Genomic DNA, 16,588 nt, shown 5'->3' with positions numbered 1-16,588 from the left:
GATGGAGGGACTCCTGAGGCGCTAAAGTTCGGTGGTGTCCTGATCCAGCTCCCCTCGGTCTCTGAACAAAGATTGTTCTCCAGTGATTTGGGGGAGTATTAGAGGACGACTAGTGGTGGACTCTATGTGGATGGAAGATATCCACCCGTCGGCAGGTACTCAATGTCGGTAGACGCCAGGCAGGGATCTGAACAATGAGAGTGGGACTGCGGCTTCAGGGAACCAGCTGCCGGACCGTTGTGCTGGATGGGCGGACTGTAGTTTCCGCCGCCCGGGAGGTGCACGCCGACAGCTTGCCCGAAGCACTGGAATCGTCCCTGTCCGCTCTCCGTCGGGAGTTCGCGTCAAGCATCACGGAGATCACTGCCGACGTCGGACGGGTTCTGGCGGAGCGGAAGCTGGCCCGCGTCGTCGCCATCCGTATTTCGCCCCGGCCTCCCGCGGACCGCTTCCATATGACCGTGCTGCCACCCCTTATTGAGCCGGCGGTGACCCGCACCGTGCACGTCAGCGGGGGGCATGACCTACGGGGACGGCCTCTGGCCCGGTTGGACCTGGAGGCGTTCCTGGCTGATCTCCCTGGCATCCTCTCCAGTGGCGTACGGAACGTGGCGATCACTTCCGTCGGTTCGACGGCGTCAAAGGCGCATGAAACGCGCATTGCAGATGCCATCCTCAGCAACGACCGGGACATGCGTATCAGTATTTCCAGCGACTTCTATTCCAGCGTTTTCCGGGACCGCGACTACACTGCCATCCTTAACAGTGCCCTGATGGAGACGGGGGAAGAGTTGGCTGTCCTGCTTGAGGAGGCAGGCCGGCGCCAGTTCCCGGCCACCCTCTTGTCGTTTGGAAAGAACGACGGCGGTCGGGCGCCTTTGTCACGCTTGGCGTTGGCTCCTGTGCACGGGTTGTACGCGGAGTCCGCGATGGCGATCCTTGGCGCGGCCACGTTGGCGGGAATCCCCGATGGGGAAGTCATTCTCTGCATGGAGGCCGGAGCCGCCGTGGGCCACACCCGGGGAGGCTTGCCTGCGGCCAGAAGCCTCATCCGCCAAGGATTCGACGCGAGCATCGCCAGCAATGCGGCCATACTTGAGCCTTACACTGTCCACCATCCCGTTCGCACGGACATCCCCTCCGTGATTGCCGATCTCCGCGAGCATCAGGAGACTGCGCTTCCGTTCGGGCTGGTGGCGACTCTGCCGGCGTCGCAGGACGCCGCGCTGGTAGGGTCTGCCGGGGCGCCGCTGACGGCGTGGATCGACAGGCTCGAGACCGTCCGCGGCCGGGATGACCTGCAACGCGTACAGAACCTCGCCGAAGAGGACGCCTACTCAGCGGCGGTCCAGTTGGGCGCCAGCCCCGGGCAGACCCGCATCATTGAATCGAACGTCTATGCCATGCCCTATGGCAACCCGGGTATCGTTCGCATACGGGTCCAAGCGGCAGGAGAAACGTACGTCCACGAGGAACACACGCTACCAACATCTGCCCCTGGAGCAACCTTATGAGCACCGTACTCACTACCGAAGACGTCCGGAACCTCCGCACAGGGGCGCACTTCCTGACCTGCACCATCGACCCGACGGCCATCTACATCTACGCAGAAATGATCCAGCGGGCGATGGAGGGCCGGTCTTTGGAACTCATCACCGTTGACGAGCTTGCTCCCGACGACCTGGTGGTGGCGGTCGGAATGGTCACGCAGGGCCTTTTCATTGCCGATATGCCTCCGGTGGGAGATGAGTTCCTTGGCTGTATCCGTGCCATCGAGGCCAATCTCGGGCGCTCGGTGCGGGCGGTCTATTCACTTGCCGCCGCCAATATCAACGGAATCGTCCCCCTCATGGTTGGACTGCAGTCCGGGCTGCCCGTCATCGATTCCGACCCCATGGGCCGTGTTTTCCCCTTGATCAGCCAAACGACGCTGAATATTGGAAACGTGGCGATAGGCCCCATCGCACTCAAGGGGGTAACCGGGGAACGGGCGGTGGTCGAGGTGGAAAGCCCTCAGAGGGCCGAAACGCTGGTGCGTGCACTGGTGACCGAACTGGGCGGCTGGGCAGCCACCGCCATGTACCCGTGTTCAGCGCGACAGCTGAAGGAACACGGCGTCCACGGTTCCATCAGCCGGATGATCCGGATCGGGCAAATCCTCGACGCGAACACCCCAGTGGAGAGAAAGCTGTTGATGCTCGCCGAGCTCCTCGGCACCACGCGCATCGCCCGGGCCCGCGTGAGCCACATCGAAAGCCTCTCGCGGCCAACGGACCTCGGCCTGCCGGCGCAACCGTCCAGCGTAACGCTCGAGGACGAGACCACGGGGCGCATCGTTCGTCTCGAAATCCAGAATGAGATCCTGCTGGTCCTCGTGGATGGCGAAGTAACAGCAGCCGTCCCGGACATGGTGACCCTGCTCAATTCCGAGCAGGGCACGGTGGTCAACATCGACGACGTCCAGGTGGGCGACGTCATGGACATCATGAAGATTACGGCAGCGACACAGTGGTACACCGAGGCGGGGCTTGATCTCACTGAGCCCAAGGCCTTCGGCATCCCGATAGCGCACCCAAGGCGGCGACATGCGTAGGTCGAAAAATGAAACCCGGCTCGATCTCGCCGGGCTGTTGGCGCACGGCTCACTCCGTGGCACAACGCCTCTGTATCTCACTCCATCGAGCGGGTTGGTAGAGAGCGTAGTTCTGGTCTCCCAGCTTGAGGAAATCCGACAGGTGCGTCCCAACACTGTGGTCGTCCTCTCACCAGAGATGGGATCAGGTGGCTGGCTGGTTTCCGCGGCACTGCGACACGCTTGGGAGCGGCGGGCCAGCGCCGTCGTCGTGGCCGGCACTACCTATGCAAGCGGAGCGGTCGGACTGGCGGAGCGATTGGGCACCACCCTCCTGGCCGCTGACGGGGACCCAGCGGCATTGGCGTTGGCTCTGTCGGCCGAGATCGGAGCTGCCCTGTCGGTGGTCGATGCGGAACTGGCCCGGGTAGCCCGGGCGGTCACAAAGGACACCACCCTCGGTGACGTTCTCAAGACCATTTCCAGGGAACTGGACGGGGTGGGAGTTTTGCTGGGGTACGACGGCGTGGTGCTGGCCTCCGCCGGAATACCTCCACGGGAGACTGACGAAGTCATCACCGTAGAAGTCGGCGAGGCCAATAGTGCCCTCCGCTTCACCCTGACGGCAATCGTGCCCACATCCGGGGTCCACAACCTGCGGCTGGTGCGCTCAATCCTTGAGGTAGCCACCCCGGCGGTGAAGGCCGCCTGGTTGTTGGAAGACCTCCACAGCTCTGCCCGTGCCATTCCCACAGCGGCGCTCGCGGAATTGGATCGGGACCTTGATGCGTCAGGGGCGGAATTCGAGGAGAAACACCGACATCTGCTGAACCAGCTGGGCTGGCGCGAAGGGGAGCATTACGTGGCTGTGTGGTTCCGAGGCGGGCGGGTGCAAGACCATCGGCCCGAACTGACGGCTGTGCTGCGCCTGCTCTGGCGCAAGGTCACAGCACGCAGTCCCTTGGCCGAGGTTCAAGGTGGTTGGCTGACGCTCGTACCCGCTGGGGACCAGGACGCCTCGACGCAGCTCGAAACCCGAATCAGGACACGTCTGGGACCGGCCCTTGCCGAGCTTGGCTTGGTGGCCGGACTGTCCCGGTGGCAGGAGGATGGCCCGGCGCTGGCGTTGATCGTGCGTGAGGGCCGGCTGGCGGCTGAATCGTCCCGGTCGATGGGACCGGGTACGGTTCTAGGCCTCGCCAGACTCGGGGTGGCGGCGGCCACCAGCTTCGTGGACATGGACGCCGTCGCGCTCGTGGCCGAACTAACACTGCCGCGCCTGATGGCATCTCCTGACCGCGACGTGATTATTACCGCGGTGGCCGCCTTCCTGGATCACCGCAGCTCAGTGAGCCTCGCAGCGAAGTCCCTCAATTTGCACCGGAACACCCTGCAGGCCCGGCTTAATCGGGCACGGGAACTCGGTGTCCGGCTGGATATCCCGTCCGAGTTGCTGTCCGTCCACCTCATTGCCAAAGTGCTGCAGCGCTCTTTGCAAGACTAGGCGAGCACGCGGGCATACCGTTCCGCCAGCAATCCGTGACCGCGGTCCATGCCCGGGAACGGTCCCTGGTCCGTGTCCTTTCGAACTGTTCCAGGGACAACTGTTCTATGGACAACTGTTCTGTGGACACGGTATCCAGGGACCGCAGGGCTAACCTATCTGGACAACAATCTTCCCTGACTGTTCGTTCGACTCCATGTAGCGGTAGGCGTCGAGCACCTGGTCGAAAGCAAAGACCCTGTCTACCCTGGGCCGCAGCCCGCCGGAGCCAATCCGCTCGAGGATGAAGTCGACGCCTCTCTGCCGTTCATCGGCCCGTCCGACATGGTTGAACATTGAGTAGGGATGGAACACCGATTGAGTCCTGCACATTGCTGCCATGGGGATGACGGGCTGCTGATCGCTCAGAGTTCCGTACCCGAAAATCACTGCGTTGGGTGCCAGGTGATGGACGTAGGTGCCGAGGGACTCTCCTCCTATAGGATCGAAAGCGACCCGCACGCCTTTGCCGTCGGTGGTGCGGTCAATGACCTCGCCGACATCGTCGACTCCCACAAGGGCAACTTCGCTTGCGCCTGCTTCGAGGAGGAGCGACCGCTTCTTCTCCGTCCGTGTCGTCGCGATCACCCTCGCCCCCAGTGCGCGCGCTACCTCGATGGCGCCAAGCCCGGCCGAACTGGTGGCGGCCGTGACGAGCACGGTGTCATCGGATCCGAGATTGGCTACCTCTGCGAAGGCGAAATAGGACGTCAGATATTGCATCCAAACAGAGCAGGCCTCGGCATCCGAAAGCTCGGGTGGAGCAAGCGTTAGGTAGTCTCCCGGAAGGACGGCTGTCGTTCCCTGCACGCCGTCAGTCGTGGTGTAGAAGGGAATACTCGTCACGCGGTCGCCGATGTTGAAGGCCGTGATGTTCTTGCCGATCTCGGTCACCGTTCCCACTGCCTCGGAACCGATGCGCGAGGGGAACGCCGGTATGGTGTAGTGCTCCCCGTGGATGAACATCAGATCTGCCCGGTTGAGTGCAAATGCTGCGACGTCGATGCGGACATCGTTGTCGGCGACCGGACGTGGCGAAGCATCTTCGACGCTCAGCACTTCAGGGCCTCCCAGTTCGCGGAAGACAACCGCGGATTCCGGCCTGCTCATGGCCGGACCATAGAGAGTTCAGTCAACACAGGGGCCGAAGTCATTGACACCATGTGCTTTGGCTTGAGGGCCGGGAAAAACTGCGCACGTTCTTGGGCGGTCGGCCCGTCGTAGCCCAAGCGCTTGCTGTGCGTCCAACCGAAACGGCGGGCCGAGTCCACGAGCTGCTCAGCGTGTTTGAGCGGGGCCACAGTCGCGTCGATCACAGGTACGCCAATTTCCTCTTGAACCGTTTGGAAGAATCCGAATTCGGCCGTGCACCCGAGGATGACGACGTCTGCTCCGTCTTCCTCCACGGCCTTGCGGGCTTCGGTCATGATCCGCTTCTCCGTGAGAGCCGGGTCCGCCTGGAAGTCGTCGACGCCCATCTCGAGCACGCGCCACGAGGCAAGACGGTCTGACGCGCCGCAACGGTGGACGTTCTCGGCCATCTCGGGAATCCACTTTTTCCGTCCAACGAGAATGGAGAATCGCTCGCCCAGGCTGCCGGCGAGGCTCAGCGCCGAATGCGCCGGGCCCACAACCACCATACGATCGGTGATTTCGCGTGCGGCCCGCAGCGCCGGGTCGTAGAAACAACCGATGACGGCGGCGTCATAGCCTTCTTCTTCCGCCCAGCGCACCGTGCGCAGCAGTTGCGGAAGCATGAGTGCCTCGAAGGCGTTGTACTCAACGTGGGAGGGGCCTACGCCATCAAGTGAGACGACATCAACTTCGGTGCCCGGACGGACAATCTGGCGGAAGGAGTCCGCCATTGCGCGGTTGTAAAGATCGGTGAACAGCGGGTTGATCCACAGGATCCGGGTATTTTCCGGGAGAACGTCGAGACTTTCGCTTGGGCTGATCATTCCAATTCACTTCCTTCGGTTTCGGGCAAGAACAGGCCGAGGATGACCGTGGCAAACAAGAACATGTTGATAAAGAGGATTGTCGAAGTAGTTTCGGTGGCTGAGGCCAGGAGGAGCCCGACAAGACTCGGCGCGACCGTATTTGCGACGCGCTGACCGAAAAGCCCGGACCCGTAGCCTGAGCCACGAAGCGCTGAGGGGTAGAGCTCACCCATCCACGTGTCCCAGACACCCCAGGCTCCCAGGGCGAAGAAAGCCAGGGAGAACATGCCTACATACATCTCGGTCTCTGTGGAGGCTGTCCCGAAGAAGAATCCCCCGGCTGCTGCGGCGAGGACGTAGATCGTGAAGATCCACTTGCGCCCGAAACGTCCAGTGAGGTAGGAGGCCGACATATAGCCGGGGATCATGAGCACCGCGCTCAGGGCGATGAAGCCAAAGCTTGATGAGGCGCTCAGTCCTCGCCCTTCAAGCAACGTGGGCATCCACGATTGAAGTCCCCAGTAGCCCCAGGAGAAGGTGAAGTTGATGAGGACCTGAATAACCGTGATCCGGCCCATCCTCCCCTTGAAGAGGTTCCAGAAGGACAGCTTTTTGCCGTCCGAGACCGTCAATATGGCGCTCCGGGAGATGCCGCGTGCACCCAGACGCTCGAGGACAGCGTGTGCCTCTTCATTCCGGCCCCGCCTCGCGAGCCAGTAGGGGGATTCCGGTACGACCTTGTATAGAACGATGCCCCATAGGCTGGCAAGCGCGCTGACAGCAATAACCCAGCGCCAGCCGTGCCCTCCGATCAGGGCAGCGGTGCCGAGGGCGGCAAGGATGCCAATCGGCCACCCTGCAGCCAGATATACAGTGGCCTTTCCGCGGACCTTCACAGGGAGCAGTTCTTCAAAATAGGGGAAAGTCACCGTGAAGACGCCGGAGAACAAAAGCCCGGAGAGGAAGCGAGCCACCGAGAGGACCTCAAAGTTCGGCGCGAAGCAGCTCAGGAGCGTAAAGACGCCATAACCGAAGAAGCTCCACGCACAGGTGGCCTTCCTGCCGATCCGGTCAGAGATGGGTCCCCAAACGAGTGACCCGGGAATCATGCCAAGGAACAGCGCCGAAATGGCGATTCCTACCTGCGTCATTCCGACCTGCAGGCTCGTAGCCAGATCACTGGCAACGTAGGTGAGCATGAGCATTTCCCAGGCTTCGATTGCGAAAGCAACGAAGAGGACCGCACAGATCTTGACGTGAATGAACCCGAAAGGCATGTCGCGGAACGCGTGCCCCACGGCCATGGAGAGAGGTGGACTCGCAGTCCCGGGCACTGGCCCTGAAACGAGTGGGTCGATATTGGACATGTCGTGACCTCCGATATTGCGAATGGGATAAGAAGAAGCCTCCACTCGGAGCAGCCTGTCCAAGCCTCCCGCCGAGTGATTGCCCTCACATTACAAACCGAGAACTCACAGATGGTGTTCAGCTTGCACTTTTCTGGCATGGAGGTTTGGGCGCCAAGCACTACCGCCCAAAAGGTGCACCCGTCCGGGCATGGCGTAACTGCCACCGCTTTTATGCAGTCTGCCCGTCCAGCTTGAGCACAAGGGTGCAGTATGCCCATCCCCTTGGTTGGCCCCGTATGTAGCGTGTTGCCACACACAAAGTGCCATTCCCAGAACCATGAGGAGATAAACATGCCGAACTACAGGGTGTCGATGGATATCGGCGGAACCTTTACCGACATTGTGGCGTACGACCAGGACGCCGGAACCTACGCGGCAACGAAAGCGTCAACCACGCCCGGGAACCTCAGTGCCGGCGTCATCGCAGGCCTCGAATCGATAGTTGATGATCTATCCGACATCGATTTCCTGGTCCACGGCACCACGCAGGGCCTGAACGCATTCCTCGAACGCCGTGGTGTTCCCGTGCTGCTGCTGGCCACCGCCGGCATCGAGGACACTTATCACATCGCCCGCGGACCGCGTCTTGAGCTCTACAATGCTCAGTACCGCAAGCCCGCCCCGCTGGTCGAGCGCAAGGATGTCATCGGCGTCGAAGGCAGGCTGGACAGCCAAGGCGGGGAACTTGTGCCCTTGGACGAACTGGCAGTCCGCCAAGCAGCGCGCCGGGCAAAAGAGGAAGGCTATGGCGCCGTCGCCGTTGCGTTCCTGTTCAGTTACAAGAACCCCTCGCACGAACTCAGGGCCCGCGAAATCCTCATAGAGGAACTGGGGGAAGACTTCACCGTCTCCCTATCGCACGAAGCAGCCAAGGAATGGCGCGAATACGAGCGCACGTCCTCTGCCGTCGTCGAGGCCTACACGGGTCCGGTCGTACGCAACTACCTTTTGGACTTGGAAGATAAACTCGCTGACCGGGGAGTGGAAGCCCCACTGCACATCATGCAGTCCTCCGGCGGTGTACTCACCGCCGAATCCGCTCGTAAGCGGCCGCTGCAGACGCTGCTTTCCGGCCCGGTCGGCGGCGCCATGGGCGACGTCGAACTGGCAGGTGTCTCGGGAAACCGCAACCTCATCGGTGTGGACATGGGCGGAACATCCTTTGACGTTTCCTTGGTGGTTGACGGCAAGCCGGACGTCTCCACGGAGGCCCACCTTGAAGGTCTGCCGATGCTCATGAGCGTTGTCAACATCCACACCGTCGGCGCTGGCGGCGGCTCCGTCGCCTGGCTCGAAGCCGGCGGCCTGCGGGTCGGACCGCGCTCCGCAGGAGCCAACCCCGGACCGGCTTGCTACGGCCGCGGCGGGACGGAACCCACCGTCACTGATGCCAACCTGGTCCTCGGCCGTGTCGACCCCGACTGGTTCGCCGGCGGACAGGTCGCCTTGGACCGCGAAGCCGCGATAACAGCCCTGAAAACTGTCGGTGACCAGCTCGGCCTGGACCCCATTGCCATGGCGGAAGGCATCTGCGACGTAGCCAACTCGCAGATGGCCCAGGCGATTCGGACCATCACGATCTCCCGCGGCATCGAGCCCCGGGACTTCTCCCTCGTGGCCTTCGGCGGAGCTGGACCCATGCACGCAGTCTTCCTGGCCAAGGAACTCGGCATTCCGGAAACAGTCGTTCCTCGATTTCCCGGTGCTTTCTCCGCCTGGGGCATGTTGCAAACCAACATCCGCAAGGACTTTTCCGAACCCTACTTCTACCTCGACGAAGACATCGACGTGGCCGACATGGCCGGCATCCTGCGCTCCATGGAAGTCGAAGGCTTGTCGTCACTGGTCTCGGAAGGGGTCCCGGAGGAAAGCCGCGCAACGAAGGCGTCCGTGGACGTCCGCTATCAGTCACAGGAGTTCTCACTGAACGTTCCGCTGACATCCGCTGACGAGCCCGAATCTCCCGACTTCGTCACCAACCTCGCCCGCCGATTCTCCGCGATGTACCACGAGCGCTACGGCCACTCCAACCTTGGCGCGCCGATCGAAATCGTTACGCTACGCACGCAGGCTGTCGGTGACCTGGGACGGCTGGAAGCTCCGAGCTACGTCACTGCACAGGGGCCGGAGTTCAAGCACGAAATCCGCCAGGTGGTCTTTGACCACGTCGAGCACAGCACCACCGTGGTCCGCCGTGACGACCTCGGCGCTGGCCACACATTCGAAGGACCCGCCATCATCGTGGAGCAGACCGCCACCACCGTGGTTCCACCCGGGTTCAACGTCCAGGTCGACGAGTTCGGCTCCCTGGTCATCCGCACTGAAAACGTCGAAGAAAACTGAGGTACCAAAAATGACAATTGCAGCAGTCACAACCCTGGATCCGGTCACCGTGGAAATCATCCGCAATGCACTCACCAGCGCGGCGGATGACATGAACGCCACCCTGATCCGTTCCGCCTACTCACCCATCCTCTACGAAGGCGGGGACTGCGTCGTGGCCCTGTTGGACACCGAACACCGAGTGCTGGGACAGTCCGCAGGCCTGCCGCTGTTCCTGGGCAACCTCGAAACGTGTTCGATCGCCGTGGAGGAAATGTACGGCCGCGCGGTCTGGCAGGAAGGGGACATCTGGATCCTCAACGATTCATACCTGGGTGGGACCCACCTGAACGATGTGACCATTTTTGCTCCGATCTTCGACGACGGCGCCGTGGTTGGATTCGCGGCCACTCGGGCGCACTGGATGGACATGGGATCCAAGGATGTGGGCGGCTCGATGGACTCGACAGATATCTTCCAGGAAGGCTTCAGGATGGGGCCGGTCAAGCTGGTCGAAGCCGGTATAGAGACTTCTGTCGTTGACCTGATCCGGACTAATGTGCGCTTCCCTTACCAGACCATTGGTGACATGCACGCGATGATCGCAGCCCTCCGGATGGGGACCACCCGCATGAAGGAGCTCGTGGGCAGGTACGGGATGGAGCAGTTGGATGCCGCCCGGGATGAGATCTTCCGCCAAACGGAGGAAATCGAGCGTGCGACCGTCCGCAACATCCCGGACGGCGTCTACGAAGCCGAGGGTTTCCTGGACAACGACGGCATCGATCTGGACACTCCCATTCCAATCAAGCTGCGGATCACGGTAGCGGACGATACCGTTGACTTTGACGTCACCGGATCGGCGGACCAGACCCTGGGTCCGGTCAACTGTGGTGCCGCCCAGGCCGTCTCGGCACTGCGCGTGGGCTACAAGCTCCTCGTCAGCCCGGAGTCCAACTCCAACGGTGGTTCCTTCCGGCCAATGACCACCCAGGTGCGGTCCGGCTCGGTTCTGGGCGCCGTGACGCCGGCCCCGTGCCAGTGGTACTTCTCCCACCTTGGGCTGCTGATTGACCTCGTCTCCAAGGCAATGGCCCCGGCCATGCCCGATCGGGTCGCCAGCGCCAGCCACGGTGACTCCATGATTATCACCGCCGCCGGTTTCGACACCCGCTTCGGCCGGAACTTCGTCACTATGGAAGCCACCTTGGGCGGCTGGGGTGCCTGGCAGGGCACGGACGGTGAATCAGCCATGATCAACAACGTCAACGGCTCACTCAAGGACCTGCCGATCGAGATGTTGGAGACCCGTTACCCATTCCGGATCAACGAGTACTCCATCCGCCCCAACTCCGGCGGACCCGGACAGCACCGTGGCGGCAACGGCGTAGTGCGCGAATACGAATTCCTGGCCGACTGCGTGGTCGGGCTGTGGTTCGAACGGTCAAAGACCCCCGCTTGGGGACTCTTCGGCGGATCGGACGCTCAAGGCCCGGAAGTTGTGATCAACCCCGGACGCTCTGATGAGGTCCGCACTCTGAAGGCGAACGCCCGCAAGGTCAAAGCCGGCGACGTCGTCCGCCTCGCTGTGGGCGGGGGCGGCGGCTTCGGAGACGTCTCCAAGCGCTCCCGCGAGGACATCACCTACGACATCGTCAATGGATTCATCACCGACGACTTTGCCCGGACGCACTACGGCTACTAAGCCCCACCAGTGGATGGGTTCCCATCCAGAAGGGAGGACTCCATGAGTTCCCAATATCAATCCTTCGACGACGTTTGCGAAAGCGCCCGGAAAGCAGTCGGCGTCACCCTCTTTACCATCTCAGTCATCGCCGACGACGGCGCCAGTATGGCCCGCGTCTACACCACCCATCCCGATGTCTATCCGGTAGGCGGGAAGAAGACCCTCGCCGGGGACACGAACCGGGTGTGGCTTGAACAGGTCCTCGAGAGACAGCAGCCGTTCCTGGGGGCGGACAAGGAAGCGGTCCGCGCATTCTTCTTTGATTCGGAAACGATCGAGTCATTGGGCTGCGGGGCCATCGTGAACGTTCCGGTCGTGAGCAGCGGCCGGACTATCGGATCGATGAACTTCCTCGCACCTGAGGGCAGCTACGACCAGAGTTCGGTGGAGGCAGCCGTGGACGTCGCACGGCGGTCCGTCCATCTGCTCCAAGAAGCCCTTATCACCACTAACTAGTTCCACCGCGGGCGGGCACCAATTGGGGGCCCGCCCGCGCCGACAACAACAGGAAGGAACCGCACGTGACCACCAATCCGGAAAGCCTGACAATACGTAACGCCCTGATCTTCGACGGCGAATCACCTGACCTGATTGAGGGCTCTATCAGCATCCGGGATGGCCGGATCACCGACGTGGGGCGGGAGGTGGAAGATACCGGTGCCGTCCTTGACGCCGGCGGCCGAACCGTGATTCCAGGACTTATCGATGCACATTTTCATGCTTACGCGCTCAGCCTGACGTCCGCCACGAACGAGACGGGGCCACTTAGCTATTCCGCACTTACCGGGGCAAGGCGCCTCGCTGCTGCATTGCTCCGTGGATTCACAGCGGTGCGTGACGTGGCGGGCGGTGACGTTGGCCTTGCCAACGCCATCGAGGAGGGACTGTACCCTGGTCCACGCTACTTCTTCACGGGACCGGCGCTAAGCCAAACAGGAGGCCACGGCGATATCCGGGCCGCGAACGACGGAGGATGCTTCCATGGCGGCCACATGTGCGAAGTGTTGGACGGCGCAGATGACCTGCTGCGGGCCGTGCGCCACCGATTCCGAACCGGCGCCACCGCGATAAAGCTCATGACCTCCGGAGGGGTTGTTTCGCCGGTCGATCCGATTCGGGTTCCGCAGTACAGTGCGGAGGAAATCCGCGTCGTAACGGACGAGGCTTCCCGGCGGGGCAGCTATGCCACCGCCCACGCATATTCGCCCGAGGCTATTCGCCATTCAGTACTTAACGGGGTCCGCTGCATCGAACACGGCAATCTGCTGGATGCGGAAACCGCCCGGCTCATGGCTGACAACGACGTCTATCTCGTCCCCACCTTGGTGACCTACGAGGCCATGGAACGACGCGGAGAGGAAGTCGGCCTCACCAAAACGGGAACGGCCAAGAATCGGGAAGTGTTGGAGGCCGGGAGGAACGCGCTGGCACTGGCCCGCGACGCTGGGGTCCGGATCGGATTCGGAACAGACCTCATGGGTGAACTGGAGGACGAGCAACTGGCCGGACTCCGCCTTCAGTGCGAAGTGCTTGGCGTGTACGGCGCCCTCCGGTCGGCAACATCAACCAACGCCGCCCTGCTTGGACGCGGTGACCTTGGACGCATCACCCGAGGGTCGTGCGCGGACTTGGTGATGCTGGACGGGAATCCCTTCCACGAACCATCGATCCTCTGGGACGAAAGCAAGACGCGGACCGTCATCAAGGATGGGCAGATCATCTCCACCGGTGCCCTTCGGGGTGCGGCGGACCTCCCGTTAAACGTTCCGGTTGCCTGAGAAAGCCGGATGGTGTACTTGCGCGCGCCGCGGGCACCGACACGGACAAGCTGCAAGTAGTTCGCATAGTGCTAACAGCGGTTTGTTTTCGGTCAGATCCGTTCTAAACCTTTCCGGTCAGCGTCGGTTACGATGTACGCCCTATTGACTGAAAGAACCCGGCTGAAACTCAGCTGGGTTCGTGCCGGTCCCATTTAGCTACTGCTGCGAGGCATTTCTGTATGCGCGCTAGTGGTCTGAGTGCCTCGCAACAGTGATTTGGTCACGCTCGGCGTAGTAGCGACTTCGAAGCATAGTAATGAGACCGAGACGTGATGCCCTAGTTGCAATTCTCCGGGTGTGAATCGCAGGAGTATTTGGCGTGGTTCTGTCAGCGCTGCCGGTTCCGAACGGGACTTCTCGGGCCCACCAGGGCACGTAGCCCTCCGTTAGGTGAGGGCTGGGGGCTCCCGGCGGCCCGCGCGCGCCAACTTGCTTTTACGGAGGGGGTGGGTGGAGTCTCCCCGCGTTTCCCGGGATTTCTATAAGGCCGACAACCGGCCTTTCGTACAGCTCGGTAGGGGAGGGGTAATGGGGCATGCGACGCACTCACCCTGCGACCGAAGTTCTGGGCAGCCCCGCAAGCCAGTCCCCTCCGGCGCCAACACGACATACCGGCCGCTATCCAGGGCGACCATGCAACCTGCGAGATTGGGCGATGAGTCAGGCATCCCGGAGGCCGGAACGATTTCCGAAGACAGGCGCTCCTTGTGAGCGTTAAGTCTCGTGAGCTCCGGTCCCGCCGTGCGGTCCCATACCATTCAGACTGGCGTCCGGAGAAGCTAATTTGTGCCTTTGGCAACGGTCATGTGGGATATCTGCCTGATTCGGGTCCGGTCCGGGATTCGAGGGCGGTGGCGGCGTCGAGGGCGTCGTCGACCACGATGAGGTAGTTGTCGCGTCCGGCGGCGAGTGGGATGGAGTGTTCGCCGTATTTGTCGTATGCGAGGTCGACGGCGTCGGCGGCGTTGGTGATGTTGAGTCGGCGCAGGAGCCGGGCGATGTCGAGGGTGTCTTTGTCGCGTTCGGCCGCGATTTTCATGGCCAGGAGCGTTTCGGTGTCTGCGGCCTGGATGGTGAGTCCGTCGAGCTGTTCGATGTCGACCCAGGTGGCGTTCTCGGGGACGAAGGCTGAGGCGTTGGTGTTGAGCCAGTCGGGCGCGAGGTCGTAGTCTGCTGCCATTTCCGTGACGACGGTGTGGATGGTGTGCGGGTCGGCGTAGCTGGCGTCGATGTCTGCGGTGGGCCGGTTGCCGATGCCCTGAAGGATGAGGGCGGCACCGCCCACTAACTTGACGTCGCCGTGAGTACCGGTGGCCTGCAGGCGCCTGCCGAGTTCATGGAGGAGAGCCCGGATTTGTGCGGCGGTGAGTTCTCCGCCGGTCATGCCGTGACCAGGCTACGTTCGCGGATGAAGACGTTCAAAGCGGCGAGTTCCGGCGGGGTTTCGGTGCGGGTGAGTTCCTTCATGCGTGCGCGGATGGTGCGGTAGGACTCTGCCGGCATCCATGCCTTGTCGAGGGGTTTGATCCGTCGTGTCCAGGATGGCGTGGGTTGGCCGAGGCGGTGTGCGGTGTAGTTGGAGATTCCGGCGAGGGCCGCTGACCAGTGCGGGTCTTTGAGGCGGGGGCTGCGCTGGAGCAGCGGTCTGCCGGCGGTGAGGGAAGCGGTGGCGTAGTCGGCGAGCATTTTGATGGCGAACTCAAAGTCCCGTTCGGAGATGAGTCGGGTGAAGGTTGCCGCGTAGTCTCGCCGCGAAGGGTCGAAGTCGCTGCCCCGGGGGATGGGATCTGTGGCGGCCAAGGTCAGGCCGACGGCGGCCATGACGGCTAGGGTTTTGCCGAGTTCGGCGCGGTCATGGCCGGCTTCCAGATCGATGAGGAACTTCCGTGACACACCGGCCATGTCGGCAAGGGTTTGCTGGGACAGCCGGCGGGCTGTGCGGCGGGCGCGGATGATGGCGCCCGCTGATGCCGGGGTCTCGATGGTGCTTTCCAGTGTCATGGCGTCCCTTCTACCGTCCATTATGTCACCGAATGGTGACATATGCATTTGAGGGCGGGCGTCCGGCGGTCAGCTGGCTCGTATGTGGATGCCAAGCATAGTGGACGCTATTGATCGGTCAGGTGAGTTTCGGCCGAGCGGATCATGAGATTGCCGAAGGGAGGTGCAGCCGCCGTGGAGAGATTGGATGCGGGTAAGGTTTTGGACGCAGGGAGCTACTGCCTGCGGGCGTGCCCTCGGCCGTGGGTTCAGGCCGGGTGGAGCCTCGGATTGTTTGCCAGCACAATGAGAAACCGCGCCCCTTCCATATGGGGTGCGATCGGCGGTTGGAGAGCTTGAATCGGCGAAATTGGCGTGTGGACACTGTCCACCCTTCTCGCTTCGTCCTGGCCCGTACTGCCGCCGGACTGCCCCGGTTTCCGCATGTTTCCGCCACTTCCCAGTGTCCGCAAGGCCGGGAACCGCGTTCGAGTCCCACCTCGGGCACGGCATACCCCCTCAACAGAGGGGGTTTTTGCTTTAACGTGTGTACATTCTGGTTGGTCAGGCCCCTCTGACATTGGCCGCGGGTGTGCCTGGCGCCGCGGGTCGCCTGTTTGGTTGTGGGGTTATGCGATCCTTTCTTGTATGTCTGTTAGGTCCTGGTTGGCCTACAACCTTTCATGGGTAGCGGAGCTGAGCGCAACATGACTTCGTGATAATGCGTCAAAAGTTCTTGGTTTTGGCTCGTTGCTGACGTTGTGTACCCGGCGTGGCCGATGTTTTGTCAGGCCAAAGAGGGCGTGGACATTGTCCACACTTAAATCTTCTTTATTGAGACTGATGACAGCCATTGCCTGCCCGTTGTTCGGCCTACATCTAGTCATCGCCTGTAATTGGCCCGAGCGACATGCCGCCCATTCGCAAGCGCACTATCTGCAGGGCCCCGGCGACGTGAGAGTTCAGTCGGCGCGGTCGATCGGATGTTTTGGGGGAGGACTCGTCGGCGTCGTCGACGCGTGACTACGAACAAATGGGGGAGTGGCACGGCGCAGGTTGCGGTCTCTGCCAAGGTCGCCGAGCATTGGGAGTTTTCACACGATCCTCGGGGCCGCCCACGTCGAAGCCGACCGGTTCGCCGATAGCGGGGATTCGGTAAGGCTTGGGGAGGGGCGGGATAGCGGTAACCCGAAGCCTGCAGGGCCTTTAGCCTGCCACGCCAGGATTAGGGTAGGTCTTCAGTAGAACCGTCCTG

At 62.1% G+C, this 16,588-nt stretch carries 12 protein-coding genes; 7 read left to right on the top strand and 5 right to left on the bottom strand.

Annotation, left to right across the window (positions count from 1 at the left end):
• The first annotated feature begins 194 nt into the window (after positions 1–194).
• From AC6I97_RS14260 to AC6I97_RS14250, 3 genes are read left to right on the top strand one after another with little or no spacing between them, the layout of a single operon-like run.
• Positions 195–1,514, top strand: coding sequence for a hydantoinase/oxoprolinase N-terminal domain-containing protein (locus tag AC6I97_RS14260; RefSeq protein WP_497945228.1), 1,320 nt, complete (start codon positions 195–197; stop codon positions 1,512–1,514).
• Complete coding sequence (locus AC6I97_RS14255; protein WP_497945227.1) at positions 1,511–2,593, top strand: DUF917 domain-containing protein; 1,083 nt, start codon at positions 1,511–1,513, stop codon at positions 2,591–2,593. Before AC6I97_RS14260 ends, AC6I97_RS14255 begins: the two co-directional genes overlap by 4 nt.
• Entirely contained in the window at positions 2,586–4,076 is a 1,491-nt protein-coding gene (locus tag AC6I97_RS14250) for a helix-turn-helix domain-containing protein (protein WP_497945226.1), read from the top strand. The genes AC6I97_RS14255 and AC6I97_RS14250 overlap by 8 nt, the downstream gene beginning before the upstream one ends.
• Positions 4,077–4,226: 150 nt before the next feature.
• Here AC6I97_RS14250 and AC6I97_RS14245 read toward each other — a convergent pair whose 3' ends face one another.
• Genes AC6I97_RS14245 through AC6I97_RS14235 form a run of 3 tightly spaced genes read right to left on the bottom strand, consistent with a single transcriptional unit; the run spans position 4,227 to position 7,422 of the window.
• Entirely contained in the window at positions 4,227–5,225 is a 999-nt protein-coding gene (locus tag AC6I97_RS14245; protein WP_497945225.1) for a zinc-dependent alcohol dehydrogenase family protein, read from the bottom strand.
• The gene (locus tag AC6I97_RS14240; protein ID WP_309926549.1) at positions 5,222–6,073 is read right to left on the bottom strand and encodes an aspartate/glutamate racemase family protein; all 852 of its coding nucleotides are present in this window, start codon (positions 6,071–6,073) and stop codon (positions 5,222–5,224) included. Before AC6I97_RS14240 ends, AC6I97_RS14245 begins: the two co-directional genes overlap by 4 nt.
• On the bottom strand, positions 6,070–7,422 hold the full coding sequence (locus AC6I97_RS14235) for an MFS transporter (RefSeq protein ID WP_497945224.1): 1,353 nt from the start codon (positions 7,420–7,422) through the stop codon (positions 6,070–6,072). The genes AC6I97_RS14240 and AC6I97_RS14235 overlap by 4 nt, the downstream gene beginning before the upstream one ends.
• A gap of 333 nt (positions 7,423–7,755) precedes the next feature.
• Between AC6I97_RS14235 and AC6I97_RS14230 the strand changes: the two genes are divergently transcribed.
• The 4 genes from AC6I97_RS14230 (at position 7,756) to AC6I97_RS14215 (ending at position 13,311) form a co-directional block, all read left to right on the top strand.
• Positions 7,756–9,807 (top strand): hydantoinase/oxoprolinase family protein, encoded by a 2,052-nt coding sequence (locus tag AC6I97_RS14230; protein WP_309926544.1) that lies wholly within the window; start codon positions 7,756–7,758, stop codon positions 9,805–9,807.
• A 10-nt stretch (positions 9,808–9,817) separates the two neighbouring features.
• Complete coding sequence (locus AC6I97_RS14225) at positions 9,818–11,491, top strand: hydantoinase B/oxoprolinase family protein (protein WP_497945223.1); 1,674 nt, start codon at positions 9,818–9,820, stop codon at positions 11,489–11,491.
• Between the two features lie 42 nt (positions 11,492–11,533).
• Positions 11,534–11,989, top strand: a complete 456-nt coding sequence (locus tag AC6I97_RS14220) for a GAF domain-containing protein (protein WP_497945222.1) — start codon at positions 11,534–11,536, stop codon at positions 11,987–11,989.
• A 65-nt stretch (positions 11,990–12,054) separates the two neighbouring features.
• Entirely contained in the window at positions 12,055–13,311 is a 1,257-nt protein-coding gene (locus AC6I97_RS14215; protein WP_497945221.1) for a metal-dependent hydrolase family protein, read from the top strand.
• Positions 13,312–14,155: 844 nt separating this feature from the next.
• Here AC6I97_RS14215 and AC6I97_RS14210 read toward each other — a convergent pair.
• Together AC6I97_RS14210 and AC6I97_RS14205 are read right to left on the bottom strand one after the other, a co-directional pair.
• Complete coding sequence (locus tag AC6I97_RS14210; RefSeq protein ID WP_497945220.1) at positions 14,156–14,737, bottom strand: DUF6036 family nucleotidyltransferase; 582 nt, start codon at positions 14,735–14,737, stop codon at positions 14,156–14,158.
• Positions 14,734–15,354: a helix-turn-helix domain-containing protein gene (locus tag AC6I97_RS14205; protein ID WP_497945219.1), complete on the bottom strand. Its 621-nt coding sequence runs from the start codon at positions 15,352–15,354 to the stop codon at positions 14,734–14,736. The genes AC6I97_RS14210 and AC6I97_RS14205 overlap by 4 nt, the downstream gene beginning before the upstream one ends.
• Between the last annotated feature and the right edge of the window lie 1,234 nt (positions 15,355–16,588).

This window comes from Arthrobacter sp. TmtSoilC48 (genome assembly GCF_059739425.1).
This window is presented reverse-complemented; position numbering and strand designations above follow the sequence as displayed.